9 protein-coding genes are annotated in these 9,039 nt (G+C 57.7%); 6 read left to right on the top strand and 3 right to left on the bottom strand.

The genetic code is table 11. From position 1 onward, the window contains the following. Positions 1-369 precede the first annotated feature (369 nt). Together GIR22_RS21790 and GIR22_RS21785 are read right to left on the bottom strand one after the other, a co-directional pair. A complete protein-coding gene (locus GIR22_RS21790) occupies positions 370-576 on the bottom strand; it encodes a PLD nuclease N-terminal domain-containing protein (protein ID WP_154745337.1) in 207 nt (68 codons plus the stop codon). 132 nt (positions 577-708) lie between these two features. Beyond that, positions 709-1,119 carry a winged helix-turn-helix transcriptional regulator gene (locus tag GIR22_RS21785; RefSeq protein ID WP_154745336.1) on the bottom strand — a complete coding sequence of 137 codons (411 nt, stop codon included), beginning with the start codon at positions 1,117-1,119 and terminating at the stop codon, positions 709-711. A gap of 102 nt (positions 1,120-1,221) precedes the next feature. Between GIR22_RS21785 and GIR22_RS21780 the strand changes: the two genes are divergently transcribed. The 5 genes from GIR22_RS21780 to GIR22_RS21760 all read left to right on the top strand — a co-directional run bounded on the left by GIR22_RS21780 (position 1,222) and on the right by GIR22_RS21760 (position 6,494). Further along, positions 1,222-2,160, top strand: a complete 939-nt coding sequence (locus GIR22_RS21780; RefSeq protein WP_154745335.1) for an aromatic alcohol reductase — start codon at positions 1,222-1,224, stop codon at positions 2,158-2,160. Between the two features lie 176 nt (positions 2,161-2,336). Next, positions 2,337-2,942, top strand: coding sequence for an SCO family protein (locus GIR22_RS21775; protein WP_154745334.1), 606 nt, complete (start codon positions 2,337-2,339; stop codon positions 2,940-2,942). Beyond that, on the top strand, positions 2,942-3,409 hold the full coding sequence (locus GIR22_RS21770) for a copper chaperone PCu(A)C (protein ID WP_154745333.1): 468 nt from the start codon (positions 2,942-2,944) through the stop codon (positions 3,407-3,409). The genes GIR22_RS21775 and GIR22_RS21770 overlap by 1 nt, the downstream gene beginning before the upstream one ends. 206 nt (positions 3,410-3,615) lie before the next feature. Beyond that, complete coding sequence (locus GIR22_RS21765; protein WP_154745332.1) at positions 3,616-4,863, top strand: OprD family porin; 1,248 nt, start codon at positions 3,616-3,618, stop codon at positions 4,861-4,863. Positions 4,864-4,883: 20 nt separating this feature from the next. Next, on the top strand, positions 4,884-6,494 hold the full coding sequence (locus GIR22_RS21760; RefSeq protein ID WP_154745331.1) for an argininosuccinate lyase: 1,611 nt from the start codon (positions 4,884-4,886) through the stop codon (positions 6,492-6,494). A 70-nt stretch (positions 6,495-6,564) separates the two neighbouring features. Here GIR22_RS21760 and GIR22_RS21755 read toward each other — a convergent pair whose 3' ends face one another. Further along, positions 6,565-7,794: a cation:dicarboxylate symporter family transporter gene (locus GIR22_RS21755; RefSeq protein ID WP_154745330.1), complete on the bottom strand. Its 1,230-nt coding sequence runs from the start codon at positions 7,792-7,794 to the stop codon at positions 6,565-6,567. Between the two features lie 118 nt (positions 7,795-7,912). Here GIR22_RS21755 and GIR22_RS21750 point away from each other — a divergent pair, with 118 nt between their 5' ends. Then, positions 7,913-8,827, top strand: coding sequence for a LysR substrate-binding domain-containing protein (locus tag GIR22_RS21750; protein WP_154745329.1), 915 nt, complete (start codon positions 7,913-7,915; stop codon positions 8,825-8,827). The last annotated feature ends 212 nt before the right edge of the window (positions 8,828-9,039 follow it).

Raw genomic sequence — 9,039 nt, 5'->3', positions numbered from 1 at the left:
TTTTTGATCTTCGGCGCCCCGTTAAACCACGCTGGCCGAACGCAGGTATTACGCAGTGGGTAAACCGGCAGGACGCCGGTTTAGCCGTGTTGGGCCATGGATGGCCCGTCGCGGCGGCCCACGGAGTAATGCCTGCGATCGGGCATGCCGAGCCTGGGCGAGGCACCAAGTGGTGGGGCAAGAGCCCTTTGCTTACTTTGGGGCTTTTCCAAAGTGAGTCGCTGTAAAAGCGAAACCATAAGCAGCCGTTACCAAAAAACGGATATGTCCCCAAAACCACCCATAAAGATGTTTTGACTTGCGCCACCTTAAACACCACACCCACTGGCCGGCATTCCCCCTGTACGCCTGTGTTTGTTCAAACCAGCCTCAGCCTTTGCTCTGTTCACAAGACCCTGCGCCCTTGCCGAACAGCACCCAGAGGATCAATCCCAGCAACGGCATAAAGATGATCAGTACCAACCACAATCCCTTGTTCTCCCAGAGACTATTGCTGCGCAGCACATGATTGATCGCCCACAGCTCCAGCAACACCAACAGCACGGCCAAGCCAATCCAGACATATTCTATTTGCATGATTCACCTCCTGAGGTCGTATGCATTAGGTCAAGCCTCGCGCGCGAGGGTTCACTAAAAATGCACAGCCAACACCAAGACCTTCCAGACTCCTCTTCGTAAACCTTCCTCGACGTCAGATTGGGCCGCCCCTCACGACACATTGTCCTGGTTGCGATCAAACTGCTCCCGGGAATGCCTGAACTCTTCAGCATTTTCCACAACCCAGGTCCACAACGGAATCATATGCACCAACAACTGCTTGCCCAGCCCTGACAGCTCATAGTCGACCTTGGGCGGTACTTCCTGATAGTCGTGGCGCAGCACCAGGCCGTCACGTTCCAGTTGGCGCAGGGTACGCGTTAGCATCCGTTGGGTGACGCCCTCCATGCGCCGGCCGATCTCGGCATGGCGCAGTCGTCCGTTGACACCCAGCACATGCACGATGCCCAACGACCAGCGGTTTCCCGCATGGCTCAGTACGTCGCGCTTGAGCCCGTCGTCATCAGCACTGAGAGCCTCGCAGGCCGCCTGCGAGCGCCTGATAATCTCGTCGTTATCCATCTTGTTCTCCCGGTATCACTGGTGTGCCTTCTTATGTGCCGTCGGTAATTCTGCAAGCATGCCATGACTTTCACCTGGCAACCGACTCCAACGGAGAACCCTATGACTTCGACTCTGAACCCGTCCATTCTCGTCCTCGGCGCCGGCGAACTCGGCATGGCTGTACTGCGGGAAGTAGCCGTCATGGCTGCGTCTAGTGACGTGCGAGTCAGCGTGTTACTACGCCCGGCCACTCTGCAATCCAGCGCCGCCGACAAACAAAAGGAACTGGGCGAATTGCGTGCCTTGGGTGTTGAGTTGCTGGCAGGCGACTTGGTGAACGACTCCCAGCCCACCCTCGCCGCATTGTTTGCGCCGTTTGACACGGTGATCAGTTGCATTGGCTTTGCCGCCGGCCCCGGTACCCAGCGCAAATTGGCCCGCGCCGCCATCGAGGGCGGGGTGAAACGCTTTGTGCCCTGGCAGTTCGGCGTGGATTACGACGTGATCGGCCGTGGCAGCGCCCAGGACCTGTTCGATGAACAACTGGATGTACGCGACCTGCTGCGCGGTCAACAAAACACGCAGTGGATCATCATTTCGACGGGCATGTTCACCAGCTTCCTGTTCGAACCGTCCTTCGCCGTGGTGGACCTGGCGCAAGACACCGTGCATGCGCTGGGTGACTGGGACACCACCGTCACCGTCACCACGCCTGAGGACATCGGCCGGCTGACAGCCCAGGTGGTGTTTGCCGACCCGCGGATTGCTAACCAGGTGGTCTACACCGCCGGCGACACCCTGACTTATGGCCAACTGGCAGATACCGTCGACGCAGTCCTGGGGCGCAGGGTGAAGCGGATTCGCTGGTCGGTGCCGCAGTTGCAGGCCGACCTGGCAGAACAACCCGAGGACGGCCTCAGGAAATACCGCGTGGTGTTTGCCCAAGGCCGCGGCGTGGCCTGGGACCTGGCCAGCACTTTTAATGCCCAACGACAGATCGCCGTAACCAGTGTCGCCGACTGGATCGGCCATAACCTCAAGGCGCCGCAAGGCCGGTAAGGTTTTTCCAAGCTCTACCCGCAGATCATTCCAAGTGCAGGCACCTGTGGCAGATCGTCGCAGATTACGTAGCGTGTGCTCAGGGTTGGTAGACTGTGTGCTCTCCTCGTTCACGCCTTTTCAAAGCCTGATTGGCAATCTCGCGAGCTCCAGGCGCTTCACAGGATGCACAGTTGATGAGTACGTTATTCACCCGCCGCAAAGTCATCCAGGGCATGGGTCTGCTGGGCCTGGGCCTGCTGAGCGGCTGTGACAACAGCCCCAGGCTGAACTTCAAGTACGGCAAGGACCTGAGCGACAAGATCATGGGCCGTACCTTCAAGCTCAAGAACACCGAGGGCGAAACCGTCACCCTCAGCTCCTTCCGTGGCTTGATGCCAGTGGTGTTCTTCGGCTTCACCCAATGCCCGGCCGTTTGCCCCACCACGCTGGCCCGCATGGCCCAGGCCAAGAAACTGATGGGCCGCGACGGTGAGATCATGCAGGTGATCTTCATTACCCTGGACCCTGAGCGGGACACGCCCCAGGTGCTTGATGCCTACGTCAAGGCCTTCGACCCCAGCTTCGAAGCGTTGTACGGCACCCCGGAAGAAATCGCCGTGGCCGCCAAGGAGTTCGGGATCTTTTATGAAAAGATCCCCAGCGGCGACAGCTACACCCTGTCCCACACCGCCACCAGCTTTGTGTTCGACACCCGCAGCAACCTGCGCCTGGGCCTGTCGGCATCCCTTAACGCCAAAGAGTGCGCAGAAGACCTGCTCACCGTCATGGAGGTCTGCTAATGACTGCCGTTCAAACCCTCAAGCACATTGCCCTCGGCCTTTCCCTGCTGGGCCTGGCCGCCCATGCCAGCGCCCAGGCCCAGGTCAGCGACGCCTGGGTACGCGCCACGGTGCCAGGCCAGCCTTCCAGCGGCGCATTCATGACCGTCACCGCCGACAGCGACAGCAAGTTGCTGAGCGTGGCCTCACCGGTGGCCAAGACCGTGCAGATCCATGAAATGAGCATGAAGGATGATGTGATGCGCATGGGCCCGGTGGATTCGGTCGCGTTGCCTGCCGACAAAGCGGTGAAACTCGACCCTGAGGGTTATCACGTGATGCTCATCGACCTGACCAGCCAGATCAAGGAAGGTGACCAGGTGCCGCTGACCCTGACGGTGGAAAACGCCAAGGGCGAGAAACAGACCATCGAGATCAAGGCTGCAGCCCGTGCCTTGAACGGTATGGACCACAGCAAGATGCACTGATCATTTGACTAATGGGGTGTGGCAAGCGGGCTCGCCACACCCCATGGTCAATGTCGCCAAAGCATATTTAAAACATCTGTAATCAACACTTTCTATATATTTTCAATCTACAAACCAACTCGTTAGCCTGCTCAGGCCCGACGCGCCTACCTGTCGCCGTCCGGCCACACAACTCTAAAAATAAGCAGCAGACAACGGGAATAACAATGAATAAATCCCCTCTTGCCCTGGGCCTGACCTCGGCCACCCTCGGGTTGACCCTCGCCTTCCCCTCCTTCGCCGAAGCCGACTTTTTTGAAGACAGCAAGGCCAATCTGGAATTTCGCAACTTCTACTTCAACAGCGATTACCATCAGGACGGCGCCAACCAATCCAAGCGCGACGAGTGGGCCCAAGGGCTGATTCTCAACTATCAATCAGGTTTTACTGAAGGCACGGTTGGGTTTGGCCTCGATGCCGTAGGTTTGCTGGGCCTCAAGCTGGATTCCGGCCCTGATCGGCAAAACAGCGGCCTGCTGCCCGTCGGTAATGACAAGGCGCCGGACAGCTACAGCCGCCTGGGCGCCACCGCCAAGGCCCGGATTTCCAAGAGCGTGCTGAAAGTCGGGACCTTGATGCCCAAACTGCCAACCGTGCTGCCCAACGATAGCCGCCTGCTGCCACAAACCTTTCGCGGTACGCAACTGACCAGCCAGGACATCTCCGGCCTGACCCTTGATGCCGGGCGCCTGACCAGCAATACCTTGCGCAATGTCAGTGGCCACGACGATATCGAGGTCGCCGGCAAAGGCATCAAGGGCGCCGTGCCCAGTGATAAATTCGACTTCGCCAGTGCCAACTACAAGTGGAGCAAAAACCTGGCCACCGGTTATCACTACGCCAGCCTGGAAAACAACTACAAACAACATATCTTTAACCTGGCACACACCCTGCGCCTGGGTAAATCCCAGTCGTTGAAGACCGACCTGCGCTATGCCGACTCCAACAAAGACGGCAACACCAACATCGACAACCAGGCCTTCGGCGCGCGCCTCACTTACAGCATCCACGGCCACTCCTTCGGCGCGGCCTACCAACAGATGAAAGGCACTACCGGCTTCCCCCATCTGGACGGCACCAATTCCTACCTCGTCAACTATGTGATGATCTCTCCGGACTTCGCCAACCCCGAGGAAAAGTCCTGGCAAGCCCGCTATGACTACGACTTCGCCGCCATTGGCCTGCCCGGCCTGACTTTCATGACCCGCTACCTCAAAGGCGACAACTTCGAACGCAGTCGAGGCGTGGAAGGCACCGAGTGGGAACGCAACACTGACCTTGGCTATGTGTTCCAGAGCGGCGCGCTGAAGAACCTGGAAGTGAAATGGCGCAACGGTTCCTATCGCAGTAATGGCAAGGGCAATGACATCGACCAGCACCGTTTCATCGTCAGCTACACCCTGCCCCTGTTGTAATCCTTCCCGGAGCGTTGTCTATGAATACCAAGAAAACCTTGATCCACCTGGCAGTGGCTTTCGCCCTGTTCAGCGCTTACGGCGCTTACGCTGCCGACACTGGCGAGTTGCCCTGCAACACCACCGAACAGTGCGCGGCCCAAGCGGCGAAAGTCGGTGCTTCAGTGGACACCTCGCAGTCAACCCGCAAGGCCAAGGGTGATCCCACACAAACCCAATTCGCCTGGTTGAACCGCATCAACAAGGCCTCGATCGTGATGCTCACCGAAGAAGGCATCGTCACACCGCAGATGGGCCAAAAGATCGCCGGCGGCGTGCGCTATGCCATTGACCAGGCCGACCAGCCCGGCGGCAAACGCCCCAGCGATGTGCTGCAACTGGAAAAAATCATGACCAACAAGATTGGTCCCGAAGCCTCGCTGATCCACTCTGGCCGAAGCCGCCAGGACATGCTCGCGACCTTCCGCCTGGCCAAGCTGCGCACTCAGGTACTGGCCTACAGCGACGCATTGAACACTACCCGCCAACGCATCCTGGCCCTGGCGCAGAAGAACATCGACACCCTGGTTCCGGCTTATACCAACGGCGTGCAGGCCATGCCCATCAGCTACGCCCATTACCTGCTGGCCTACGAGGCGGCATTTGAGCGAGATGGTCAGCGCATTCGCGAGCTCTACAATCGTCTCAACCTCAGCCCCATGGGCACGGCGGTGCTGGCGAACTCCGCATACCCGCTCAACCGTGAACGCCTGGCCGACTTGCTGGGTTTTGATGGCGTACGGGAAAACTCTTTGGATTCAAGCCAGGTATCCACCTACGACATCCCGATTGAGGCAGCAAACCTGGCCTCATCCTCGGCGATTCGCATTGGCGCTATGATTGGTGATATCCATACCCAGTACCATCAGATCCGTCCTTGGCTGTTGCTGGACGAAAAGTCCACCTACACCAGCAGCGCGATGCCACAGAAACGTAATCCTGGGTTGTTGATGCGTACTCGCGAGTCGGCATCGGATGTGGTCGGGCTGGCCCAGACCGTGACTTTGCGCGCCCATAACGTCACCACCGGCATGACCGACTACAAGTTCGCCTTTGACTCCCTCGGGCTGTTCGACTCCACCGGCAAGATGTTCAAGGGCATGGATGCAGTGCTCGACGCGCTGCAAATCAACCCACAACGGGCGCTGGAAGAGCTGGAGTCGGAATGGACCACCTCGATGGAGCTGGCGGACACCCTGGAGCGCCAGTTCAAAGTGCCGTTCCGGATAGGTCACAGCTTTGCCTCGCTGATCGTCACCGAAGCTCGCAGCAATGGCACCACGCCGAAAACCTTCCCGTATGCCGATGCACAGAAACTGTATCGCCAAGCGGCGGACAAGTACCAGTGGACGCCCAATACCTTGCCATTGGATGAGGCAGGATTCCGGGCGGCGCTGTCGCCGACCACTATGGTCAAGACCCGCAAAGGCACAGGTGGGCCACAGCCGGAAGAGGTCAAGCGGATGTTGGCTGAAGCGCACAAATCCCTGGAAGCTGATCAGAAATGGCTGACAGAACGCAGCGACAAGCTGAAGGACGCCCAAGACAAACTGGATAAGGCCTTCGACAAACTGGCGAATAGCAAAGGCTGACAATCTCACAGGAGCAGTGGGTCGACGCTCGATTGCATCGCGATGCACCCGAGAGCACCGCGAGCAAGCACTAGGTGACCCCCTCGCTCCTGCAGACCTTACGATCAAGGGACTTCTGCCAGCTGCAAATTGCCAGGCACGCCACACAGTTGCCCAGCACATTGGTCAACGATCGACACTTCATCAGCCGCTCCACCCCCAGCAGCAAACCCACCCCTTCAATCGGAATCCATTGCAGGATGTTCAAGGTGGCAATCAGGGTAAACAGTGCCGAACCCGCCACGCTGGTGGACCCCAGCGAGGTAAACAAGCAAATCAGCAGCACCGCCAGTAACTCCGGCGTGCCCATACTCACACCGCCCAAATGCGCCAGAAACATGATCGCGGTGGTCAGGTAAAGATTGCTGCCAGTTAAATTGAAGGTATAACCGGTGGTCAGCACCAAGCGCACTAACTGGCGATCACACCCCAGCGCTTCAAGTTTGCCGACAAACCCGGGAAGTGCCGCCACAGACGACCCAGTAAAGACCACCAACAACAACTCTTCCTTCAAATAAACAATCAGGCGCGACAACCGAATTCCGACCAGCCGAGTGACGGTGGCAAATACCACAACAACAAACAATGCACAAATCAGATAAATAACAACAATAAACTTTAGCAGGGGCAAAACAGACCCCATTCCATATTTACCTATCACAAAAGCCATCGCACCAAACGCCGCCAGTGGTGCAAACTTCAAAAGAATGCGTAACAGTACAAAGAGTACCTCCAACGACGACTCCATCCAGGCCAGGCATTTGTTGCCGAGCCGGCCGCCACGGCCCAGCAGCAACCCGCCTATCACCGCCAACACCATGACCTGCAATACCAGGCTTTGGGTAAAAACCCCATAGGCGTTGGATAAAACCGGCATCCAGGAAAGCTCATGCACGCGAGTTTGCAGCGCTGATGTCGGTGTCTGCCCAGCGAACCCCGGCGACGACACTTGTGCATGATCAAGATTGAACAGCAGCCCTGCGACCAACCCAGCCATCAGCGCACACAGGGACATCAGTTGAAAATACAACACGATCCGGCCTACAACCCGGCTATGTCTTTGTTCGCGCCGAATACCGGCGACACCGGTACAGACCAATGCGAATAATAGAAACGGCATCAGCAAACTGACCAACTTGATGAAGCCGTCACTGAACAACTTCATGTCCATCCCCATTTCCGGGCAGACCAAACCTAACGTCATGCCCAACGCAATGGCAATCAAAAGAGGCAAGCTTCCTTTCTTGGCGTATTGGGGCATGAGTACTCCTCAGTGTTTTTATTTATTGTTATTGTCGTGCCCCATAACTTTCGGCATATTGATCACCCAGACGCATCCAGCCCGCCGATAATAAAGTTTTGCCAGGGGATATACCACCATGGAACTTCGCCATTTACGTTATTTCATCATGGTGGCCGAAGAGCGACATTTCACCCGCGCCGCCGCCCGCTTAAACATGCAGCAGCCGCCCCTCAGCCAACAGATTCGCGCGCTGGAGCACGAACTGGGGTTCGAGTTGTTCAAGCGCCATCCCAAGGGCGTCGACCTCACCGCCGGCGGGCTGGTGTTTCTCGACGAAGCGCGGATCATCCTGGCCCGGGTCGAACAAGGCTCCCTCAAGGCCTCGCGCGTCGCCCAAGGCATCGAAGGCACCCTGGTCATCGGCTTCACCAGCTCCGCCGCCGCCCACCCGTTGATCCCGCGCATCATCCGCGCTTACCGCGAGCATTATCCGAGCGTCGAGTTATCGGTCAAGGAAGGCAGCGCACGGGAAATCACCGAACAGGCGTTGGAAAAACACATCGACATCGGCATCCTCCGGGCCCCGGTCAGCAACCATCAAAGCCTGACCTTCCACCGCCTGCTCAACGAAGAAATGCTGCTCACCTTGCCCATCGGCCATCGCTTACTCAAAGGGCCTGACCCTTTGATCCGCATGAACACCCTCAAGGACGAACGCTTCATCCTCGTCCGTCGCCCCGGCGCGCCGGGCATGTACGCTAACCTGATCAAGGCCTGCCAGAACGCCGGCTTTGAACCGAAAATCGCCTTTGAAGTGGAACGCATGCTGACCAACGTCAGCCTGGTGGCGGCGGGAGAAGGCATCTCGGTGGTGCCCGCGTCCATGCGCGACGTGCACCGCGAGAGCGTAGCGTACTGCCGGATCCACGATGCGCGGCCAAGGTTGCTGGCGCCGATTACGCTGGTGCGGCGTACGTTTAATCCTTCGGCGCCGTTGCAGAACTTTATTGAATTGGCGCGGGGGTTGGCTGGGGTTTATCGAAAGGGCTGAGAAAACTAATTACCTCTATGTCATGACGAAGCGAATCCTGATGTAGGAGCGGGCTTGCTCGCGAAAATCGTGAACGATAACGCTGGGCAATTGGATACTCCCAGGCGTCCTTGAATACATCGCGACCTCCAGTAAGTCGGCAACACCCCCGAGCCGCTCTGCATCAGTTATTTATGCTCACTTCCCAGCTTAATAATATTTTATTAATACCC

Origin of the sequence: Pseudomonas karstica (genome assembly GCF_009707515.1) — a bacterium.
GTDB lineage: Bacteria > Pseudomonadota > Gammaproteobacteria > Pseudomonadales > Pseudomonadaceae > Aquipseudomonas > Aquipseudomonas karstica.
Note: the sequence above shows the minus strand (reverse complement) of the source record. Positions and strands in the feature narration are given on the sequence as shown.

Bases quoted from the DNA above. Each gene is read 5' to 3' on its own strand.
- GIR22_RS21790 (WP_154745337.1), bottom strand. From the start codon at position 576: ATGCAAATAGAATATGTCTGGATTGGCTTGGCCGTGCTGTTGGTGTTG.
- GIR22_RS21785 (WP_154745336.1), bottom strand. From the start codon at position 1,119: ATGGATAACGACGAGATTATCAGGCGCTCGCAGGCGGCCTGCGAGGCT.
- GIR22_RS21780 (WP_154745335.1), top strand. From the start codon at position 1,222: ATGACTTCGACTCTGAACCCGTCCATTCTCGTCCTCGGCGCCGGCGAA.
- GIR22_RS21775 (WP_154745334.1), top strand. From the start codon at position 2,337: ATGAGTACGTTATTCACCCGCCGCAAAGTCATCCAGGGCATGGGTCTG.
- GIR22_RS21770 (WP_154745333.1), top strand. From the start codon at position 2,942: ATGACTGCCGTTCAAACCCTCAAGCACATTGCCCTCGGCCTTTCCCTG.
- GIR22_RS21765 (WP_154745332.1), top strand. From the start codon at position 3,616: ATGAATAAATCCCCTCTTGCCCTGGGCCTGACCTCGGCCACCCTCGGG.
- GIR22_RS21760 (WP_154745331.1), top strand. From the start codon at position 4,884: ATGAATACCAAGAAAACCTTGATCCACCTGGCAGTGGCTTTCGCCCTG.
- GIR22_RS21755 (WP_154745330.1), bottom strand. From the start codon at position 7,794: ATGCCCCAATACGCCAAGAAAGGAAGCTTGCCTCTTTTGATTGCCATT.
- GIR22_RS21750 (WP_154745329.1), top strand. From the start codon at position 7,913: ATGGAACTTCGCCATTTACGTTATTTCATCATGGTGGCCGAAGAGCGA.